Here is an 18945-nt window from a genome sequence, read left to right as displayed (position 1 = left end):
TGGGCAGGGGTGCCGCCCTATGCTCGGTCCGGTGACCAGGATCATCGCCGGATTCGCCGGCTCGCTCACCCTCCGGGTCCCGCGCGCGGGCACCCGCCCCACCAGCGACCGCGTGCGCGAGGCCGTCTTCTCGGCCCTCGAGGCCCGGGACGCCCTCGACGGCGCGACGGTGGTCGACCTCTACGCCGGCTCCGGCGCCCTCGGGCTCGAGTCGGCGAGCCGTGGGGCGAGCGCGGTCGTCCTGGTCGAGCGCGACCCGAAGGCCGCGCGGACCGCGGGCGAGAACGCCCGGGCGATCACGGCCGCGGCGGCCAAGAACAAGCGGCCCGCCCCGCGGATCGAGGTGGTGACCGGCTCCGTCCGCTCCTTCCTCGACGGCTCTCCGGCCCTCAACACCGACACGGTCTTCCTCGACCCGCCCTACGACCTCGGCGAGGACGACCTCGCCGCCGACCTCGCCGGCGTGCTGCCGCTGCTGCGCGAGGACGCGGTGGTCGTCGTGGAGCGGAGCTCCCGCAGCCCTGAGCCGCGCTGGCCCTCGGGGCTGGAGCGGGAGCGGAGGAAGGACTACGGCGAGACCACGATCTGGTGGGCTTCGCCTGCTTCGCCTGCTTCGTCTGCTTCGCCCGCGGCCGGCTGACCGGCCTCAGCCCGCCGCGCCGTCCCAGCCCAGGTACGGGTCCCAGCCCCCGCGTCCCTCGAGTGCGACCCCGCCCAGGCGCACCTCCGGATCCCCCTCGCGGACGACCCCGAGCGGGACGAAGCCCTCCGGCATCGCCGAGTCGCGCGGGAAGCACGCGAGCATCGCGTGGTCCTCGCCGCCGCCCAGCACCAGCGCCCGCGCCAGCTCGAGGTCCACGCCCTCCACTCCCGTGAGCCCGCGCGCGTGCGCGTCGACCGCCGCGGCATCGAGATCGATCGCCACTCCGCTCGCTCGCGCCATCCGACGGGCGTCGAGCACCACGCCGTCCGAGACGTCCATCATCGCCGTGGCGGTCCCGCCCGCGGCCTCGCCAGCCGCGATCGGCGCGGTCGGTCGCAGCTGCGCCTCGAGGAGGGACGGATGCCGCTCCCGGAGCCGGGCGGCGAGGTCGGCCGACGGCTCCCCGTCCCGCCGCGCCTGCTCGAACAAGAGGCGCAGCCCGAGTCCCGCTCGTCCCAGCGGGCCGGCCACGGCCAGCACGTCTCCCGGCCTCGCACCGCTGCGGAGCACCGGCGGCCGTCCGTCGAGCGAGCCGAACGCCGTGATCGAGAGCGTGAGCGTCCCCGAGGCGGAGAGGTCTCCCCCGACGACTCCGCACCCCGGCGCCATCGCGGCGCAGCCGGCCGCGAGCCCGCCCGCGATCCCCTCCAGCACGTCGACGCCCAGCGACTGCGGCGCCGCGAGCGCGACGACGAGCCCGGTGGGCCGGGCCCCCATCGCCGCGACGTCGGCGAGGTTCGAGGCCGCCGCCTTCCAGCCCAGGTCCGCCGGGCTCGACCAGGCCAGCCGGAAGTCGGGGCCGTGCACCATCATGTCCGTGGTCACCACGAAGCGGCCGTCGGGAGCGCGCAGCACCGCGCAGTCGTCCCCGGGCCCGACCAGGGTCTCCGCTCCCGGGCCGCCGAGGCGGGCCAGCACCCTCGCGAGCACCTCGCCCTCGCTGAGCTCGGCCAGGGTGGGACTCCGATCCTCTGCCATGGTTCACACGCTAGCGTTGACGGCGATGTCCCCCCGCCGACTCCGCTTCCCCCTTCTCGCCGCCGCCGCCGTCCTGCTGCTCTCGGGCTGCTCGGCCAGCGTCGCCCTCGAGCCCGCCGCCGATGCGACGAGCACCGGCTGCGCGGAGGTCTCGGTGCGCCTGCCCGACGTGGTCGCGGAGCAGTCCGAGCGCGAGACGAACGCTCAGGGCACCGCCGCCTGGGGCACCCCGGCCGCCGTCATCCTCCACTGCGGAGTCGAGGTGCCCGGCCCGACGACGGACCTCTGCGTGAACGTCAGCGGAGTCGACTGGATCATCGACGAGACGCAGAAGGACGAGGACATCTACACGCTGACCACCTACGGTCGCGATCCCGCGGTGGAGATCACCGTCGACCAGAGCCGCGCGTCCGGATCCTCCGCCGCGCTCGACCTGGCGAACGCCGTCTCCTACGTCCCGCAGACGCGCGAGTGCACCGACGTCTCGGACGCCGACACCCTCGATCCGACGGATACGCCCACCGGCTGAGCTTCAGCGTCAGACGCCGAGGGCTCGACTCGCTGCGGTGAGCGCACCATCGGAGGTCGCCCCGAGCTCGCGCGCGCGGGACGCGTACACGGCGGCCGCGGCCTGCAGCTCGCGCTCCAGCGCGTCGACACCGCCCGCGACGACCGTGCCCGCCCGGCCGCGCGTCTCGACCAGGCCCGCCGACTCCAGCTCCCGGTAGGAGCGGGCGACGGTCCCCGCGGCGACGCCCAGCGTCTCGGCGAGCGAGCGCACCGGCGGCAGGCGGGTGCCGACCGGCAGCTCGCCGGCGGCGATCAGCGCCGTGATCTGCTCGCGGATCTGCTCGAACGGCGCGGCAGCCGCGCCCGCCTCGACGCGGACCGCGAGCGCCGGGGTCATCGGGCGGCGACCGGCTCGCGGTCGAGCGCCGAGTCGAGCAGCTCGCTGATCAGGTCCGGGTAGTCCACGCCGCTCGCGCCCCACATCCGCGGGAACATCGAGACCGGCGTGAAGCCGGGCATGGTGTTGATCTCGTTGACGACGAAGCCGTCGGCGGTGAGGAAGAAGTCGACCCGGGCGAGGCCCTCGGCTCCGATCGCGTCGAAGGCGCGGATCGCGAGGGACCGCATCTCGGCGAGCTCGCCGTCGGTGAGGTCGGCCGGGCAGACCAGCTCGATGCCGGACGCCCCGAGGTACTTCGCCTCGAAGTCGTAGAAGCCGCGGCCGGTGACGACCACCTCGCCGGCGACGGAGGCGCGGGCCGGAGCACCGCGGCGGCCGCCGAGCACGCCGATCTCGACCTCGCGGCCGACGATGCCCGACTCGATCAGCACCCTCGAGTCGTGCGCGAACGCCTCCTCCAGCGCGGCCTCGAGCTGCTCGCGCTCGTCGATACGGCTGACGCCCACGCTCGAGCCGGCCCGCGCGGGCTTCACGAACGCGGGCAGGCCCAGCTCGTCGAGGGCCGCGGAGGCGTCGCCCGGGTCGGCGCGCCACTCCGCCTCCGTCACGGTGTACCAGGGCGCCACCGCGAGGCCCGCGGCCTGCAGCACCGTCTTGGTGAAGTGCTTGTCCATGCCGAGCGCCGACGCGAGCACGCCCGAGCCGACGTAGGGCAGCCCGACGAGCTCGAGCATCCCCTGGACGGTGCCGTCCTCGCCCCAGGGCCCGTGCAGGATCGGCAGCACCACGTCGACCTCGCCGAGCGAGCGCGTCGCGCCGTCCTCGGTCGTCACGGTGAGCTCGCGCGAGAGGGCCGACTCCGGCCAGCGCACACGGGAGCCGTCGTCCTCGACCCGGGGAAGCGCCGCGGCATCGAGGGCGAACTTCTCGGGACGGTCCTCCTCGAGCACGAAGGCGCCGGCGGAGGTGATCCCGACGGGGATCACCTCGAAGCGGTCACGGTCGATCGCCCGCAGCACCCCGGCCGCCGTTGCGCAGCTGATCGAGTGCTCGCTGGAGCGCCCCCCGAACAGAACGGCCACGCGGAGCTTGCTGGTCATCGAGGTTCCTCTCACCCTGTGGCTCGTCCGAATCCGTGGTCAGGTGCGGCGCGATGTCCTTCGGATCGAGCGTACCGGCGAGCACCTGCGACACCTGCTCGACGATGGGCATGTCGACTCCCCTGGCGCGGGCGAGCTCCAGGACCGGCGCGACGGAGGCGAGCCCCTCCGCCGTCTGCTGCATCGACTTCACCACGTCGGTGAAGCTGTAGCCCTGGCCGAGCAGGCGTCCGGCCGTGTTGTTGCGCGAGAGCGAGGAGCTCGACGTCGCGATCAGGTCGCCGAGCCCCGCGAGCCCGGCCATCGTCTCGGCCCGTCCGCCGTAGGCCACCGCGAAGTCGGTCATCTCGGCGAGACCGCGCGTGATGATCGACGCCTTCGTGTTCTCGCCGTAGCCGACGCCGTCGACGATGCCGATGGCCACGGCGATGAGGTTCTTCAGCACGCCGCCGAACTCGGTGCCGATCACGTCGGTGTTCACGTAGGAGCGGAAGTAGCGGTTGGTCGCCGCGAGGGCCACCTCCTGCGCCGTGACCAGGCTCTCGGAGGCGATGACCGCCGCGGTCGGCTGCTCCTTCGCGATCTCGAGGGCGAGGTTGGGCCCGGAGGCGACGGCGATCCGGTCGGGCGAGACCGGCAGCATCTGCGCGATCACCTCGCTCATCCGCTGGCCGGTGCCCTTCTCGACGCCCTTCATCAGGCTCACCAGCACCGTGCGCTCGGTGAGGAACGGCGTGATCGCCTCGAGGTTGCTCCGCAGCGACTGCGACGGGATGGAGAGGTAGACGTGGTCCGCGCCCTCCAGCGCCTCCTCGATGCGCGGCGTGGCCCGGATGTTGCGCGGGAGGTTGATGCCGGGGAGGTAGTCGCTGTTGCGCTTGGCCTCGGTGATCTCGCGGGCGAGCTCCGCGCGGCGCGCCCACATCACGACGTCGGAGCCGCCGTCGGCGAGGATCTTCGCGAACGTGGTGCCCCAGCTGCCGGCGCCGAGCACGGCGACGCGGCGGGGCACGGGGAGGGGCGCCTTCCTACTGCTCGGACTCAAAGCGACCCGTGCCCTTCTGGTTGTGCTCGGAGGGGTTCCAGCGCTTCTCGGGCGCCGCCTCGCCGCGCAGCTCCTCGAGCAGGGCGGTGATCGCGGCCATCACGACCGCGGAGGCCTCGGTGAGAGTGGCGGAGTCGAGGCTGCGGCCCCGGAAGGCGGACAGGTCGACGGGGTCGCCGACGAGGACGTCGACGCGCTTGCGGCGGAAGAGGGTGATCCGCTTGGAGTAGCGGCCCATCAGCTGCTGCGCGCCCCAGTGCGCGACGGGGACGACGGGCAGGCCGTACTGCAGCGCCATCCGCACGGCCCCCGTCTTGCCGCGCATCGGCCAGAGCTCGGGGTCGCGGGTGAGGGTGCCCTCCGGGTAGATGATGACCGAGCCTCCCTCGTCCACGAGCGCCTTGGCGGTCTTCAGCGGCTCGCTGCCGCGGACGGAGCCCGAGCGCTCGACGGGGATCTGGCCGGAGCGGCGCAGGATCGCTCCGAGCACGGGCACCGAGAACAGCGAGGCCTTGGCGAGGAATCGCGGTGCGCGGCCGGAGCGCCACAGCGTCCAGCCCGTGATGATCGGATCGATCTCGCTGTAGTGGTTCGGCGCGAACACGAAGGCCCCGGTGCTCGGGATCTTCTCCGCGTCGCGGATCCGGAGGTCGACCGACGCGGTCATCACGGGGATCACCGCCGCCGCGAGGAACCAGAAGATGGACGGACGGCTTCGCTCAGACACCCGCCCATCCTCGCATCCCGGCTCCCGTGCCCGAAGCCGAGGGAACCCCGACCCGTCGAGGGAGCCTGCTGGTGCAGGTTCCCTCGACGGTCCGGGGTTCCCTCGATCAGGCGTCGAGCGAGAAGTCGGCGCCCAGCAGCTCGAGCTTGGTGAGGAAGTTCTCGTAGCCGCGGCTGATGATGCCGACGTTCGAGACCGTGGAGGTCCCCTCGGCCGAGAGAGCAGCGATCAGGTGCGAGAAGCCGCCGCGGAGGTCCGGCACGACGATGTCGGCGCCGTGCAGCTTCGAGGGTCCCGAGATCACGGCCGAGTGCATGAAGTTGCGCTGCCCGAAGCGGCAGGCCTGCCCGCCGAGGCACTCGCGGTGGATCTGGATGGTCGCGCCCATCTCGACGAGCGCGTCGACGAAGCCGAAGCGCTGCTCGTAGACGGTCTCGTGCACGATCGAGACGCCCTTGGCCTTCGTGAGCGCCACGACCAGCGGCTGCTGCCAGTCGGTCATGAAGCCGGGGTGCACGTCGGTCTCGATGATGACCGGCTTGAGCTCGCCGCCCGGGTGGTAGAAGCGGATGCCGTCCTCGGCGATCTCGAACGCGCCGCCGACCTTGCGGAAGACGTTGAGGAAGGTGGTCATCTCCTGCTGGCGGGCGCCGCCGACGAAGATGTCGCCGTCGGTCGCGAGGGCCGCGGCCGCCCAGGAGGCCGCCTCGTTGCGGTCGAAGAGCGCGCGGTGGGAGTAGCCGGTGAGCCGGTCCACGCCCTCGATGCGGATCACGCGGTCGGTGTCGACCGAGATGATGGCGCCCATCTTCTGCAGGATGTTGATCAGGTCCATGATCTCGGGCTCGATCGCCGCGCCCGAGAGCTCGGTGATGCCGGAGGCGCGCACCGCGGTCAGGAGGACCTGCTCGGTCGCTCCGACGCTCGGGTAGGGCAGCGACACCTTGGCGCCGTGCAGGCCCTCGGGTGCCGACATCCGGATGCCCGAGGGCAGCTTCTCGACGACGGCGCCGAAGTTGCGCAGCACCTCGAGGTGGTAGTCGATCGGGCGGTCGCCGATGCGGCAGCCGCCGAGGTCGGGGATGAACGCCTCGCCCAGGCGGTGCAGCAGCGGGCCGCAGAAGAGGATCGGGATGCGGCTGGAGCCGGCGTGCGCGTCGATGTCGGCGAAGTGCGCGGACTCGACGTTGGAGGGGTCGAGGATCAGCTCGCCCACCTCGGCGCCCTGCTTCACCTTGACGCCGTGGACTTCGAGCAGGCCCTTCACGACGCGGACGTCGCTGATGTCGGGCACGTCGCGGAGGGTGGAGGCGGTCTCGCCGAGGAGCGCCGCGACCATCGCCTTGGTGACGAGGTTCTTCGCTCCCTTGAGCTCGATGCGCCCCACCAGCGGCCGACCGCCCTTGATGGTGATCCGCTCCGTCGTCATCCCCACGCGGGCTCCGGACGCCTTGGCGTCCTGGAGGGCCTTGGCGTCCTGAAGAAGTGTGTTCACGCTATTTCACCGGCAATGTCTTGGGCCGCCAGCTCTCGCGGCGGGTCTCGAATTCGGAAATGAGCGCTTCGTCGCGCAGGGTCAGGCCGATGTCGTCCAGGCCCTCGATCAGGCGCCATCGAGTGTAGTCGTCGATCTCGAAGTCGAAGGTCTCGCCACCGGCGGTGACCGTACGCGCAACCAGATCCACCGTCGGTTCTATTCCCGGGGTGCCCTCGATGATCTCCCACAGCCGCTCGACGTCGGGCTCCGAGACGACGGCCGCGAGCAGTCCCTGCTTGCCGGCGTTGCCCCGGAAGATGTCGCCGAAGCGGGGGGAGATGACGACCCGGAAGCCGAAGTCGCGCAGCGCCCAGACGGCGTGCTCGCGGCTGGAGCCGATGGCGAAGTCGGGGCCGGCGACGAGGATGCCGGCGCCGCGGTAGCGCTCCTGGTTGAGGACGAAGTCCTCGTCCTGCCGCCAGCCGTGGAAGAGCGCGTCCTCGAAGCCGGTCTTCGTGATGCGGCGGAGGTAGATGCCGGGGAGGATCTGGTCGGTGTCGACGTTGGCGCGCTTCAGGGGCGCGGCGATCGCGGTGACGGTCTCGAACTTCTGCACGGTCAGACTCCTGCTCTCTCGCGGACCGGCTCCAGATCGGAGGGACTGGAGAGGGTGCCGCGCACGGCCGTGGCCGCGGCGACGAGGGGCGAGACGAGGTGGGTCTTCGCCCCCTTGCCCTGACGACCCTCGAAGTTGCGGTTGGACGTGGAGGCCACGCGCTCCCCCAGGACGAGCTGGTCGGTGTTCATCCCGAGGCACATCGAGCAGCCGGCGAAGCGCCACTCCGCGCCGAACGCGGTGACGATCCGGTCGATCCCCTCGGCCTCGGCCTCGAGCCGCACCCGGGCGGAGCCGGGGACGACCATCACGCGGACGCCGGGGGCCTTGGTGCGCCCCTCGACGACGGCAGCGAAGGCCCGCAGGTCCTCGATCCGGGAGTTGGTGCAGGAGCCCATGAAGACCACGTCGACCGGGATCTCCTTCATCGGCGTGCCGGGCTCCAGCGCCATGTACTCCAGCGCTCGCAGAGCGCTGGCGCGCTCGTTCGGATCGTCGAGGACCTCGGGGTCCGGTACCGCCTGCGAGAGCGAGACGCCCTGGCCGGGGTTCGTGCCCCAGGTGACGAACGGCTCGAGCGCGTCGGCGTCGATCACGACCTCGGCGTCGAACACGGCGCCCTCGTCGCTCGGCAGCGTCCGCCAGTAGGCGACCGCGGCGTCCCAGTCCTCGCCCGCCGGAGCGTGCGGGCGGCCGTGCAGGTAGGCGAAGGTCGTCTCGTCCGGCGCGACCATGCCGGCCCGCGCACCCGCCTCGATCGACATGTTGCAGATCGTCATCCGGCCCTCCATCGAGAGCGCGCGGATCGCGGAGCCGCGGTACTCGAGGATGTAGCCCTGGCCGCCTCCGGTGCCGATGCGGGCGATGACCGCGAGGATGATGTCCTTGGCCGTCACCCCCTCCTTCAGCGTCCCCTCGACGGTGATCGCCATCGTCTTGAAGCGCTGCAGCGGCAGCGTCTGCGTCGCCATCACGTGCTCGACCTCGCTCGTGCCGATGCCGAAGGCGATCGCGCCGAACGCGCCGTGCGTGGAGGTGTGCGAGTCGCCGCAGACCACCGTGACGCCGGGCATCGTCAGGCCCAACTGGGGGCCGACGACATGCACGATGCCCTGCTCGACGTCGCCCAGGGAGTGCAGGCGGACGCCGAACTCGCCGGCGTTGCGGCGCAGCGCGTCGATCTGGGTGCGGCTGATCGGATCCTCGATGGGGCGTCCGATCTCGAGGGTCGGCGTGTTGTGGTCCTCGGTGGCGATGGTGAGGTCCGGCCGGCGCAGCGGGCGCCCCGCGGCACGCAGGCCGTCGAACGGCTGCGGGCTGGTCACCTCGTGCAGCAGGTGCAGGTCGATGTAGAGCAGGTCGGGAGCGCCGTTCTCGCCCGCGACGACGACGTGGTCGTCCCAGACCTTCTCGGCGAGGGTGCGCGGCCCCTCGACCCCCCTGCCGGTCCGAGCTCCGCTCGACGCGGTCGCGGCTGTTCCGGGTGTGGTCTCGATCATGACGGTTCCTTCTCCTCCTGGAGTCGCTGCTCGGCCGGGCGAGGCACCGCGACGAGGGAGGCCGTCAGATCGAGGTCTCGTCGCGGCACGGAAGGAGGTTCGGGCCGCTCAGCATGGACCGAGAATAGCACCGCGCTCCCCCGCCCCCGGGAGCCGGCGGCGCGCGGTCGACGGGCTCAGGCGCGGGCGTCGAGCACCGCGTCGACGACGACGACGGTCACGTTGTCCCGACCGCCGGCCTCCACCGCCGCGCCCACGAGCGCCTGAGCGAGGTCGGCCGGGTCCCCGGAGTCGCGCCGCGCGAACAGCGCCGCGATCCGCTCGTCCGGGAGCTCCTTCGTGAGTCCGTCGGAGCAGAGCAGGTAGCTGGCGCGCGGAACGACGGGGAGCGTCCAGACGTCCGTCTCGACCTCCTCGTCGGCGCCGAGGGCGCGGGTGACGATGTTGCGGTCGGGGTGCGACTCGGCCGACTCCCGCGTGAGCAGACCCGCCGAGACGAGCTCCTGCACGGCCGAGTGGTCCACGGTCAGCTGCTCGAGCTCCGTCCCGTCCCAGCGGTAGACGCGCGAGTCGCCGACGTTGAACAGCGCCCAGCGCGCGGGCCCGGCCGGCTCGGGGAGGACGAGCATCAGCCCGGTGAGGGTCGTGCCGCAGAGCGCACCGCCCACGTCCAGTGCGCGCACCGCCGAATTGGCGCCCTCGACCAGGTCGAACACCGCGTCGACCGGTCCGAGGGCCGTCGGCCGGTTCTCGTGCAGAGCCCCGACCGCGGCGGCGCTCGCGAGGTCGCCGCGGGCGTGCCCGCCCATGCCGTCGGCGACCGCGAGCAGCAGCTCGTCGGCGAGGAGGGAGTCCTCGTTGACCCGGCGGACGGCTCCGACGTCGGTGCTGCTGCTGACGGCGAGCCGCAGCGCCCCCTGGGGCAGGTCGACGGTGGTGGTCGTCATCGCGGGGTCACTTCTCCTCGGCGGCCGAGCGGGCGTCGTCCGAGACGACCTCGGGGTGCCCGTCGTGCATCTCGATGTGGCGGTGCTCGCGGCGCATCTTCGCCAGGCTCGCGAGCGTCGCGACGGTCATGCTCAGGACGATGACCACCAGCGAGGTGATCGTGTCGATGTCCCACACCGGCACGGGCTCGCCGCCGTTGAGGAAGGGCAGATCGTTCTCGTGCAGGGCGTGCAGGACGAGCTTCACGCCGATGAAGGCGAGGATGAACGCGATGCCGTACTTGAGGTACTCGAGCTTGTCGATGAGGCCGCCGAGCAGGAAGTAGAGCTGGCGGAGCCCCATCAGGGCGAAGATGTTCGCGGTGAAGACGATGAACGGGCTCTCCGTGATGCCGAAGATCGCCGGGATCGAGTCGAGCGCGAAGAGAAGGTCGGTCGAGCCGATCGCGAGGAACACGATCAGCATCGGGGTGAAGTACCGGGTTCCGTCCTTGACCGTGCGGATCTTCGAGCCGTCGAACTCGTCCGAGATCTTCACGCGCTTGCGCAGGAGGCGGATGAGCAGGTTGTCCGTGCCCTCGTCCTCGTCCTCCTTGCCGAACGCCTGGTTCCACGCCGTGTAGACCAGGAACGCGCCGAAGAGGTAGAAGATCCAGCTGAAGCTCTCGATGAGCTGCGCGCCGAGCAGGATGAAGACGCCGCGGAAGACCAGCGCGATGATGATGCCCACCATCAGCACCTCCTGCTGGAGCTTCGCCGGCACCGCGAAGCGGCCCATGATGATGACGAAGACGAACAGGTTGTCGACCGAGAGGCTGTACTCGGTCAGCCAGCCTGCGACGAACTGGCCGGCCAGCTCGCCGCCGCCGAGGATCAACATCGCCAGCGCGAAGATCAGCGCGAGCGTGACGTAGAAGCCGACCCAAAGGCCGGACTCCTTCAGGCTCGGCACGTGCGGGCGCTTGTAGACCAGCAGCAGGTCGGCGGCGAGGATCAGGCTCAGGACGACGAATGAGCCGATCACGAACCAGACGGGCAGATCGAGCATGAGGGCCTTCCGAGTGGGTGGGGGCCGAAAGTCTCTCCCCGGGGAGCGGACGGCCGTGCCGGTCCGCGTCACCCGTCCCGCCCCCGGCGCCGCGCAGGGGCGGTGCGTACTGACGGGAGCGGAAAGGCGGGATACTCCCCTTCGCGGATGCGATCCTAGCGCCGATCCACTCGGATGCCGCCTCGGGGCGGCAGAGCGGGGACGTGACGATCGACACAGCGCGTCGAGCGGGTGCCGGGGGGCGAGCACCCGGGGTGTTGAACGAGAAGAACCCCCGGTCAGACCGGGGGTTCTTCTCGTGTTGCCGTGGTGACCCCAGCGGGATTTGAACCCGCGTTACCGCCGTGAGAGGGCGACGTCCTAGGCCGCTAAACGATGGGGCCGCGTTTTTGCAACTCGAAGAGTGTTGCACACGGATCCGCATCGATGCAAATCGAGCGCCCGGCCCACCCGGTCTCCTCGCGGCCCGGGCCTTGCCCGCCGCCCGCCGAGGCGGTTGGCTCGGGGCATGAGACTGACGAAACTCGAGCACGCCGCCGTCCTGATCGAGGAGGACGGCGCCCGCCTGGTGATCGACCCGGGATCCTTCACCCGCCCCGTCGAGGGGACGACCGGAACCGTCGCCGTGGTGCTCACCCACGAGCACGCCGACCACTGGACCGCGGAGCAGCTGCAGCGCCTGCGGGACGCGGCCCCGTCGCTCCGGATCCTCGGCCCAGCCGGGGTCGCCGCCGCCGCTGAGGGCTTCGACGTCGAGACGGTCGCCGACGGCGACGTGGTGACGGTCGGCCCGTTCGAGCTGCGCTTCTTCGGCGCCCGGCACGCGGTGATCCACCGCAGCATCCCCGTGATCGACAACGTGGGCGTCCTGGTGAACGGCCGGGTCTACTACGCCGGCGACTCGTTCACAGTGCCGGAGGGCGTCGATGTCGAGATCCTCGCTGCTCCCTCGGGAGCACCGTGGATGAAGATCGCCGAGGCGATGGACTACGTGCTCGAGATCGCGCCGCGGCACGCCTTCGCGACCCACGAGCAGGTGCTCTCGGAGGCGGGCCGCGCCCTCGGCCACGACCGGCTCGGCTGGGCCGTGCGCGAGGGAGGCGGCGAGTACCACGCCCTCGAGCCGGGGGACGTGCTCGAGCTCTGACGCCGGGAACGCCGACGGCCGGGTCGGGGGTGAGCCCCGGCCCGGCCGTCGAGCGGTTCCGCTAGCGGATCAGTAGTACTCGCCCTGGCGGTAGTCCCAGGAGTTGAACTGCTCCGCGAGGTTCAGCATGATGCGCTCGTAGTCGAGGCCGCGGCGGATGAGCACGGGGCCCGGGGTGATCGACCGCTCGCCGCCCTGCACGGGGATGAGGGCGCCCGAGGCGTCCACCATCGAGACCATGACGCCCTGCTCGTGGCGGGAGTCCTCGTCCTTGTCCGGCTGGATCGAGGAGACGTAGGAGTCGGCCGAGACGATGACGTCGGCCTCGTTCTCGATCCGCTCGCCGATGTTCGCGACGCGGCCGCGGTTGCCCACGCCCGAGGGGTTGGCCGAACTGGCGAAGGTGAGGGTGCGGTCGCGCTCCCACATGGTGGCGACCAGCTGCTCGGCCGGGCGGCCGAAGCGGATGACGAAGCAGCTGGTGCCCCGTCCGTCGCGGACCAGCTCGCGGGCGTCCTCGTCGATCAGGTCGACGGCCTCGGCCTTCCACGGGAGGATGCAGCCGAGCAGGACGTCCTGGTCCCAGTGCTTCTGGTAGAAGGCGAGGACCTCCTCGTTGAGCTCGGCGAGCTCGGTGAGCTGCTCGATGCTGGAGCAGAGCACGACGCCCGGCTTGTTGCGGTTGCGCTGCTTGGCCGAGAACTTGCGCTCGAGGCCCGCTCCGTCGGTCGTCATCAGGATGTAGCCGACCTTGGTCGCGCAGACGACCAGTCCACCGGGGGCGTAGAGCGCGTCCACCGCTTCCGCAGGAGCCTGCTCACGCCATTCGATCACCGTCGTGCTGGTCATTCTTTCCCTTTCGTGGTGTCCAGAGACGCCATGGGCGGGGCCCCGGCCGAGCGGAAGCCTAGCGGATGGCCTCCCGTCATCCGTGGTGGTGACGCCGACGACGGACGCACACCGGGCTCCGGATCGACTCCGGTGCCCGGGGCGCGCCCGTCCGCGGCGCGCGCGAACGGGAGGGCTCAGGCGAGGGCCGTGAGCGAGCCTCGCGCGAGCGTGTTGACGGTCAGGTGGAACCCGACCAGCGAGGCCGGAGTCGACTCGTCGACCGGCAGCGTCGGCACTCCGAGCGCGTGCACCGTGAAGAGGTAGCGGTGCGGGCGGTCACCCGGCGGCGGGGCCGCACCGGCGTAGGCGAGCGAGCCGAGGTCGTTGAGCGCCGGGCGCCCCACATCCGTCGTGCCGGCGGCCAGCTCGGTGACCTCCTTCGGGATGTCGACCAGGACCCAGTGGTGGATGCCGCCGAGGGTCGGTGCATCCGGGTCGAAGACGGTCACGGCGTACGACTGCGTGCCCTCGGGGCCGGCGCCCCAGCGCAGGGACGGGCTGGTGTCGCCGCTCCCCTGGGCCTCGGCGAGCCGCTCACCGTCGGTCACGTCGTCGCTGGACACCTCCAGGGGCGCCGTCGCGGGCAGGAAGTCGAGCGGGTGCGGAGGCGTGCTCCGGGCCAGATCGGTCATGTCGTTCTCCTTCTCTCTCAGTCGGTGACTCGGCCGCGAACGCCGTCGAGCCAGTAGTCGGAGTGGCGGTCCGCGGTCGCGTCGTCGCGGAACGAGTACGTCTTCAGCAGCCAGCGGAAGCGGGTCTTGTCGCGGTCCTGGACGTCGACGAGCTGACGACTGTGCAGGCCGTCCTGGTTCGCGATGATCAGCAGGTCCGCGTCGCGGATGCGGTGGTACTGCTCGCTGACCTTCGAGAGCGCGTCGCGGAACTGCCAGAGCGCCCACAGGTGCGGCAGGTCGTCCGCGTCAGCCGGTACCGTCCGGGTGTCGTAGTAGCGGAAGCTGTGCTCGTTCTCGAGCAGAGCGTGCTGGTCCGACACGATCTGGTTCTTGTTCTGGGCGCGCGAGAGCTCGTCGAACGGGGTGATGTAGACCGCCTCGCGCAGGAGCGCCTGGTTCTCGGGTGAGATGAAGCGCAGGATCTCGCGGCCGTCGACGTACTTCGTGTAGACGAGGTCGGTCTCGGGCGTGCGCAGCCCCAGGAGCGAGATGAAGTCGGCGCGCACCGGGTGCGCGGTCCGCTCGTTGTGCCAGTACAGCTCGCCGTCGGTCTTCTGCGTCTGGGTGTTCGAGAAGCGGTTGTCCGCGTAGACGTCCTGGAAGAAGTCGCCGTTGTTGCGGGTGGCGTACGCCAGCAGCGGCGATCCGAGGTACTGCGACTGCAGCTCGAGCAGGCCCTCGCCGACGAACGTCAGCTTCTTGCGGTACTTGTCCTCGAGCGCGTCGTCCTGGTCGAGCCAGGGGATCTCGTCGTCGACCGGGTTGTTCGAGATCAGGTGCGCGTAGGTGATCTTCTCGTCGCGCTCGCGCCGGATGCGGGCGAGCGCGTCGACGAAGCCCTGCGGGACGTCGCCGCTGTCGATCAGCGCGGCGATCGCGTCGCGGAAGCGGTCGTAGTCCTTGTAGGGATCGATGGCGATCGCCAGCAGCGACTGCTGGAGGGCCGATCGGTCGGAATCGGAGAACGTGTAGATGGGCTGCATTGCTTCACTCCTTGCACGTGGATGAGGGACGCCGCCCGCGGGCTCGTCCCGGACTTCCTCTGTCACTCCGCTTCTGCGGTGACGGCCCTCCTCTCCTGTCGCCGCATCGAGACGGCCCCGATCGTCTGCGCGAGGACCGCGAGGACGACGAGGACGACGAGGGTCGGCGCGGTCCCTCCCGTGTGAGGGACGAGGATCCCGGCGCCGATGAGCAGGACGGCCTGGAGGATCCCCTGGTTGCGCTCCAGTCTTCGCATCACCGCGACCCGGGCGCCGTCCTCGAGCCCGTTCATCGCGGGCGCCAGGGCGATCATCGTCGCGGGCCTCACGAAGCCGCCCGCGATCCCGAGCAGGGCGAGGCCGGCGATCGCGGCACCGAGCATCCCGAGGGTGGTCAGGGCGAGGCCCAGCACCTGGGTGAGCGCCGTCAGCCTGAAGACCAGGGGCGTGCCGGCGATGAGCGGTGAGAGCCGGGCGGCGGCCAGGCCGGCGAGCGTGTAGAGGCCGAGCACCAGGCCGAACGCGGGCAGCGTCAGTCGCAGCTCTTGGAACAGCAGCAGCGGGATCACGAACGTGTAGGCGGCGAGCAGGACGGCGCGGTTCACGGAGTAGTAGAGGGACCAGAAGCGCACCGCGGCGGGCAGGACGGCCGGCCGCACCGCGCGCGCCGCCGCTCCCGGGGCGGCGCTCGAGCCGAGCGGCAGGCGGGCGAGGAGCACCACGGCCAGCGCGGCGCACGACACGAGCGCGCTGAGGAGGAACGGCAGCCGGTCCCAGAGCGCGAGCGAAGCGGCTCCGAGCACTCCCGCGCCGAAGGAGGCGAGGAACATCCCGCTCTGCACCCTTGTCTCCTGGCGGCGGGCATCGGCTCCATCGCGCAGCGAGGAGGCCAGCGCGGCGTCCCGCCCGGCCGTCAGCGCGAAGCCGCAGCCGGCGAGCAGCTGGCTGATCACGACGGCGACCGGATCCGCGTCCAGCACGATCACGACGAGGCCGAGGGCCTTCACGCCCTCGCCGACGACGAGCGCCCCAGCCGAGGACAGGCGGCGCGTGAGGGGCGAGAGCGGGCCGTCGGCGAGCGCCGCCACCACTCCGTAGAGCGCCAGCAGCAGCGCCACGGCCAGGATCGGGTACCCCCTCGCCAGCAGGAACACTGCGACCACGGGCAGGTGGAAGTAGGCGCGCGAGACGATCCGGTAGACCGTTATCAGGCCGGCGGCGCCGCGGCCGCGCGATGCGTCCCCGCGCCCGAGGTCAGACAAGGGAGGGCACGACGACGCGCAGTGCGTCGGCGCCCACGTCGCCCTGGCGGATGATCGACGCGCCGCCCACCAGGGAGACGATCGTGCTGCTCATCGTGGAGTCGGGGGCGGTGGTGCTGCGGATCAGGTAGTCGCTGTCGCCGCCGAGGTGCTCCGCAGCGAGGGCGAAGTCGACGAGTCCGGTCGACACCGTGCCGCTGATGTTGGCGGAGGTGGCCGCGAGCGGCAGGCCCGCGAAGACCGAGAGCAGGTTGATCGGGGCGCTGAGGTTGTGCACGACCGACACCGTGTCCTGGCCCGAGGTGACCCAGTCCGGGACGACGGGCTTGCGGCGCAGGATGACGTTCAGCGGCCCCGGCCAGAACGCTGCGACGAGGGCGTTCATGTCGGCCGACTCCGGGGCGAAGGCCCAGGTCGCCCAGTCGCGGGGCGCGGAGACGAAGAGGGTGAGCGGCTTCGCCCCGTCCCGCTTCTTCATGTCGTAGAGGCGGGAGCAGGCGCTGCGCGAGAAGGGGCTGGCGAACACGCCGTAGTTCGTGTCGGTCTGCGCGATGACGGTGGCGCCCTCGCGGAGCTCCTGCCCGACGCGCCGGAGCTCGTCGAGATCGGACGCGTCGATGATCTGTGCCGTCATAGGTGGTTCTCCTGCTGCGCTCGGGCGCGTCCGGCGGGACCGGATCGCGTCGCTGTCGGGGGTGGTCCGCTGACGGCGGCGTCCCACGGAGGACGCCTGGCGGGGGGAGGGTGCTGAGCCCGTCCCGATGCGGGTGACCACGGAGGAGAGATGCGGCTGCGTCCTCCCCCCGAGGACGTCTGCCCGGCGAAAGTAGCACGGTGCGAATCCGGCTCGAGTGTTCACGACTCTGCGTGACGGAAGAAGTCGACGACGCCGGGGAGCAGGGTCGACGATCGGTATGTTCCGCTGACGCGCCGCATCTCTGCGGCGTTCTCCGGCTCCGCGGATCCGCGCGATCGTCCGTTCGACGGCGCACCACGCCCAGGGCCGCACGGCTCGCGGCGACCCGGTCTCCGGCCCCCCTCCCCGACAGAAGGACCGCCCATGATCGACTACTGGCCCGTGCTCCTCATCCTGCTCACGATCGTGGCCGTCGTGGTCCTGATCGTCGTGCTGAAGGTCGAGCCGGTGATCGCCCTCCTCGTCTCGGCCCTCGGGCTCGGCCTCGTCTCGGGGCAGGGCGGCGAGGGGACGGTGACGGCGATGACGTCCGGATTCGGCGCGGTCCTCGGCGACATCGGCCTGCTGATCGCGCTCGGACTGCTGCTCGGATCGCTCCTGGAGGCGCTGGGCGTGGCTCCGCTGCTCGCCCGCTGGCTCGTGGCGCGCTTCGGTCGGCGCGCGCTCCCGGTCGCGTACGCGCTGACCCTCGGCGTAGCCTTCCCCTCGATCTACTCCGACGTGCTCGTCGTGATGAGCGCACCGCTGACCCGTCTGGCCTCGCGGGGGCTCGGCGCCGGAGGCTACGGCCTGCTGGCCGGCTCCTCCATCGTCGGGATGATCGTGGGCGTGGTCTTCGTCGTCCCCGGAGCCGCGGCGCTGGCCACGGCGGGCATCGCGGGCGCTCCCCTGCCGTCGATGGTCGCCATCGGCGCCCCGCTGGGCATAGTCACCATCGTGCTGACCGTGCTGGTGTACAGCGCCCTGGTGAAGCGCGGCGGCTGGCGGGACGAGCGCGACCTCGAGGGAGGGGCGGTCTCCGGACCCGCTCCGGAGTCCGAGGCGGGCGCGGCCACGGGAGGCACGGCGCTCGCGACGCGGCGGGTGCCGCTCGCGCTGGCCGTCGCCCCGATCGCCCTCACGATCGTGCTGATCGCCACGAACTCGCTCACCCAGCTGGCCGAGCTCGACGTCCCGCTCCTGCGGTTCCTCGGTGACGCGCACATCGCGCTGCTGGCCGGCCTGGTGCTGGCCTACGCGACGGCACTGCGGATGCTCCCGAAAGGCACCGTGTCCACGGCACTGGGCGGAGCTCTGACCCGCAGCGGCCCGATCGTCATCCTGACCGGAGTCAGCGGCAGCCTCGCCGCCGTGGTCGGAGGAACCGGGGTCGGCGACGCGCTCGCCGGCGCCTTCGACGGGCGGGCACTCTCGCCGATCCTCCTCACCTGGGTCGTCGCGGCTGTGCTGCACGCAGCGATCGGCTCGGTCTCGACGGCCGCGATCACCGCGGTCGGCATCGTCGCTCCGCTGATCCCCGTGCTCGACGTGAACCCGGCGCTGATCGCCCTGGCCGCCGGCTCCGGCGCGCTCTTCCTCGGGATGGTCAACGCCAACGCGTTCTGGCTCTTCAAGTCCGTGCTCGGCCTCACCGTGCGGGGCACGTTCACCGCCTACTCGCTGACGCTCTCGATCGCCTCGGTCATCTCGCTGCTGGCGCTGCTGGTGGCGGGAGCGTTCGTCTGAGCGTCGGCCGGTCCCCAGGAGGCGACGGTCGCGAGGTCGGCGCCGAACTCGACCCGGAGGCGGACCGGCGGGCCGCCGCGCAGCACGTCCGGCAGCCACAGGCGCGCGTCGTCCCACATCCGGTCGAACGGCACCTCCTCGACCGGGACGAACGCGGCCGCGAGCTCGCTGGACGCGGCGACGTCGCCCGTCGTCCGGCGGCAGAGGAAGACGTGGGAGCGCTGGCTCCACGCGGGCCGGTGGGGGAAGGAGTAGTCGAGCACACCGCGTGGCTCCAGGTCGGCCGGGAGGGCGACGAGCCCCGCCTCCTCCTGCAGCTCGCGGACGGCCGCGTCGACGGGCGACTCGCCGGGCTCGAGCTTGCCGCCGGGGGCGACCACGCGGCCCTCGCCGAGGCCCCGGCGCTTCCGGCCGAGGAGCACCTCCGCACCCCGCGGGCCGTCGCGGAGGACGTAGACGACGCAGACCTCGGGCAGTCCCACCGCGCACCTCCGCTCCGGCGGGCCGGGGGCCCGG

Annotated in this window: 20 protein-coding genes and 1 tRNA gene; 4 read left to right on the top strand and 17 right to left on the bottom strand. The window is 71.7% G+C overall.

Annotation, left to right across the window (positions count from 1 at the left end):
* Positions 1-31: 31 nt before the first annotated feature.
* Entirely contained in the window at positions 32-640 is a 609-nt protein-coding gene (locus C5D08_RS07765) for an RsmD family RNA methyltransferase (protein ID WP_104276583.1), read from the top strand.
* A gap of 6 nt (positions 641-646) precedes the next feature.
* Here C5D08_RS07765 and thiL read toward each other — a convergent pair whose 3' ends face one another.
* Entirely contained in the window at positions 647-1681 is a 1035-nt protein-coding gene (gene thiL, locus C5D08_RS07760; protein WP_104276540.1) for a thiamine-phosphate kinase, read from the bottom strand.
* Positions 1682-1706: 25 nt separating this feature from the next.
* Between thiL and C5D08_RS07755 the strand changes: the two genes are divergently transcribed.
* Positions 1707-2210 (top strand): DUF3515 family protein, encoded by a 504-nt coding sequence (locus C5D08_RS07755; protein ID WP_104276539.1) that lies wholly within the window; start codon positions 1707-1709, stop codon positions 2208-2210.
* 9 nt (positions 2211-2219) lie between these two features.
* Here the strand turns inward: C5D08_RS07755 and C5D08_RS07750 are convergent, their stop codons facing one another.
* The 10 genes from C5D08_RS07750 to C5D08_RS07705 form a co-directional block, all read right to left on the bottom strand.
* Positions 2220-2588: a GntR family transcriptional regulator gene (locus C5D08_RS07750; RefSeq protein WP_104276538.1), complete on the bottom strand. Its 369-nt coding sequence runs from the start codon at positions 2586-2588 to the stop codon at positions 2220-2222.
* Entirely contained in the window at positions 2585-3691 is a 1107-nt protein-coding gene (locus C5D08_RS07745) for a D-alanine--D-alanine ligase family protein (protein ID WP_104276537.1), read from the bottom strand. The genes C5D08_RS07750 and C5D08_RS07745 overlap by 4 nt, the downstream gene beginning before the upstream one ends.
* Positions 3588-4703 carry an NAD(P)H-dependent glycerol-3-phosphate dehydrogenase gene (locus tag C5D08_RS07740; protein WP_181067828.1) on the bottom strand — a complete coding sequence of 372 codons (1116 nt, stop codon included), beginning with the start codon at positions 4701-4703 and terminating at the stop codon, positions 3588-3590. The genes C5D08_RS07745 and C5D08_RS07740 overlap by 104 nt, the downstream gene beginning before the upstream one ends.
* 16 nt (positions 4704-4719) lie before the next feature.
* Positions 4720-5463 carry a lysophospholipid acyltransferase family protein gene (locus C5D08_RS07735; RefSeq protein WP_374953930.1) on the bottom strand — a complete coding sequence of 248 codons (744 nt, stop codon included), beginning with the start codon at positions 5461-5463 and terminating at the stop codon, positions 4720-4722.
* 106 nt (positions 5464-5569) lie between these two features.
* The gene (murA, locus tag C5D08_RS07730) at positions 5570-6892 is read right to left on the bottom strand and encodes a UDP-N-acetylglucosamine 1-carboxyvinyltransferase (RefSeq protein ID WP_181065666.1); all 1323 of its coding nucleotides are present in this window, start codon (positions 6890-6892) and stop codon (positions 5570-5572) included.
* 67 nt (positions 6893-6959) lie between these two features.
* Positions 6960-7556: a 3-isopropylmalate dehydratase small subunit gene (leuD, locus tag C5D08_RS07725; RefSeq protein WP_104276534.1), complete on the bottom strand. Its 597-nt coding sequence runs from the start codon at positions 7554-7556 to the stop codon at positions 6960-6962.
* A gap of 2 nt (positions 7557-7558) precedes the next feature.
* Positions 7559-9055: a 3-isopropylmalate dehydratase large subunit gene (gene leuC / locus C5D08_RS07720; RefSeq protein ID WP_104276533.1), complete on the bottom strand. Its 1497-nt coding sequence runs from the start codon at positions 9053-9055 to the stop codon at positions 7559-7561.
* Between the two features lie 176 nt (positions 9056-9231).
* Complete coding sequence (locus C5D08_RS07715) at positions 9232-10002, bottom strand: PP2C family serine/threonine-protein phosphatase (protein ID WP_104276532.1); 771 nt, start codon at positions 10000-10002, stop codon at positions 9232-9234.
* A gap of 7 nt (positions 10003-10009) precedes the next feature.
* Positions 10010-11050 carry a TerC family protein gene (locus C5D08_RS07710; RefSeq protein WP_104276531.1) on the bottom strand — a complete coding sequence of 347 codons (1041 nt, stop codon included), beginning with the start codon at positions 11048-11050 and terminating at the stop codon, positions 10010-10012.
* Positions 11051-11357: 307 nt separating this feature from the next.
* Positions 11358-11433: transfer RNA gene (locus C5D08_RS07705), tRNA-Glu, on the bottom strand.
* A 125-nt stretch (positions 11434-11558) separates the two neighbouring features.
* Here C5D08_RS07705 and C5D08_RS07700 point away from each other — a divergent pair.
* The gene (locus C5D08_RS07700; protein WP_104276530.1) at positions 11559-12197 is read left to right on the top strand and encodes an MBL fold metallo-hydrolase; all 639 of its coding nucleotides are present in this window, start codon (positions 11559-11561) and stop codon (positions 12195-12197) included.
* 69 nt (positions 12198-12266) lie between these two features.
* Here the strand turns inward: C5D08_RS07700 and C5D08_RS07695 are convergent, their stop codons facing one another.
* The 5 genes from C5D08_RS07695 to C5D08_RS07675 form a co-directional block, all read right to left on the bottom strand.
* Positions 12267-13046: an L-threonylcarbamoyladenylate synthase gene (locus tag C5D08_RS07695; RefSeq protein ID WP_104223084.1), complete on the bottom strand. Its 780-nt coding sequence runs from the start codon at positions 13044-13046 to the stop codon at positions 12267-12269.
* A gap of 176 nt (positions 13047-13222) precedes the next feature.
* Positions 13223-13720: a YbhB/YbcL family Raf kinase inhibitor-like protein gene (locus C5D08_RS07690; RefSeq protein ID WP_104276529.1), complete on the bottom strand. Its 498-nt coding sequence runs from the start codon at positions 13718-13720 to the stop codon at positions 13223-13225.
* 17 nt (positions 13721-13737) lie between these two features.
* Positions 13738-14745, bottom strand: coding sequence for a TauD/TfdA family dioxygenase (locus tag C5D08_RS07685; protein ID WP_104276528.1), 1008 nt, complete (start codon positions 14743-14745; stop codon positions 13738-13740).
* 62 nt (positions 14746-14807) lie between these two features.
* On the bottom strand, positions 14808-16007 hold the full coding sequence (locus C5D08_RS07680) for a hypothetical protein (RefSeq protein WP_104355548.1): 1200 nt from the start codon (positions 16005-16007) through the stop codon (positions 14808-14810).
* The gene (locus C5D08_RS07675; protein WP_104276526.1) at positions 16000-16641 is read right to left on the bottom strand and encodes an L-threonylcarbamoyladenylate synthase; all 642 of its coding nucleotides are present in this window, start codon (positions 16639-16641) and stop codon (positions 16000-16002) included. The genes C5D08_RS07680 and C5D08_RS07675 overlap by 8 nt, the downstream gene beginning before the upstream one ends.
* 426 nt (positions 16642-17067) lie before the next feature.
* Here C5D08_RS07675 and C5D08_RS07670 point away from each other — a divergent pair, with 426 nt between their 5' ends.
* Positions 17068-18429 (top strand): GntP family permease, encoded by a 1362-nt coding sequence (locus C5D08_RS07670; RefSeq protein WP_104276525.1) that lies wholly within the window; start codon positions 17068-17070, stop codon positions 18427-18429.
* Here the strand turns inward: C5D08_RS07670 and C5D08_RS07665 are convergent.
* Positions 18357-18911 carry an 8-oxo-dGTP diphosphatase gene (locus C5D08_RS07665; RefSeq protein WP_181109952.1) on the bottom strand — a complete coding sequence of 185 codons (555 nt, stop codon included), beginning with the start codon at positions 18909-18911 and terminating at the stop codon, positions 18357-18359. The genes C5D08_RS07670 and C5D08_RS07665 overlap by 73 nt on opposite strands.
* Positions 18912-18945: the final 34 nt, after the last annotated feature.

It is taken from the genome of Rathayibacter sp. AY1B6, from assembly GCF_002932755.1.
GTDB lineage: Bacteria > Actinomycetota > Actinomycetes > Actinomycetales > Microbacteriaceae > Rathayibacter.
Note: the sequence above shows the minus strand (reverse complement) of the source record. Positions and strands in the feature narration are given on the sequence as shown.